We start from the raw sequence: 1,037 nt of genomic DNA on the forward strand, positions 1-1,037 counted from the left end.
CAGGAGCGACCAAGCAACCTGCTCAGCGAGGACCTCGACCGTGGACGACTCTACGTACTGCGCCCGCTCCTGCCCGGACGCGCCCGCCTCCTACTGCGCCAGCTGCGACCGGCTGGTGGGCCTGGAAGGGCTGCATGTGATCGCCGTCGACCTCGCCGAGGGCGGGCTGGTCGTGACGGTGGAGTCCCCGCCGGGTCCAGTGGGCTGCCGGGCCTGTGGGGTCGTGGCGACCAGCCACGGCCGCCGCGAGCACGCGCTGGTGGACGTGCCGGCGTTCGGGCGCCCGGTGCAGCTGGTGTGGCGCAAGCGGACCTGGACCTGTGGGGAGCCGGCCTGCTCGACGTGGTCCTTCACCGAGGTCGACGAGGAAGTCGCCCTGGCGCGGGCGAAGGTGTCGACCAGGGCGCGGTGGTGGGCGATCGGCCAGCTGCGCCGCGAGCACGCCTCCGTCGCCGGGCTGGCGCGCCAGCTCGGGGTGTCCTGGCGGACCCTGTGGTCCTCGGTGGCCCCGCTGCTGGCGGTGCTGGCCGCCGACGAGACCCGCTACGAGGACGTGGCTGCCCTCGGCGTGGACGAGCACGTGTGGCATCACGTGTCGGTCAAGGAACGGGGCCCGAAGGAGCTGACCGGGATGGTCGACCTGACCCGTGACGCCGACGGTCAGGTGCGGGCGCGGCTGCTGGACCTGGTCCCGGGCCGCTCCGGGCGGGTCTACGCCGACTGGCTCGAGCAGCGTGGCGACACCTTCCGCGCCGGCGTGCAGGTCGCCACCCTGGACCCGTTCCACGGGTACAAGAACGCCATCGACGACAAGCTCGAAGACGCCACCGCGGTGGTCGACCCCTTCCACGTCGTCAAGCTCGGCACCGCCGCGCTGGACGACGTCAGGAGGCGGGTGCAGCAGGAGACCACCGGTCACCGCGGCCGCTCCGGGGACCCGCTCTACGGGATCCGCACCACTCTGCGCGCCGCGGTCGAGAACCTCACCGACCGCCAGCTGTCCCGCCTGGACGCGGCGTTCGCCGCCCACCCTGAGC

General features: G+C 73.3%; 1 protein-coding gene. It reads left to right on the top strand.

Annotated elements, in window-relative coordinates:
• Positions 1-136: 136 nt before the first annotated feature.
• Positions 137-1,037, top strand: a 901-nt coding sequence (locus tag Q0789_RS16570; RefSeq protein ID WP_366917779.1) for an ISL3 family transposase, incomplete at its 3' end; no start/stop codon positions are given.

It is taken from the genome of uncultured Pseudokineococcus sp. (assembly GCF_947499845.1).
GTDB lineage: Bacteria > Actinomycetota > Actinomycetes > Actinomycetales > Quadrisphaeraceae > Pseudokineococcus.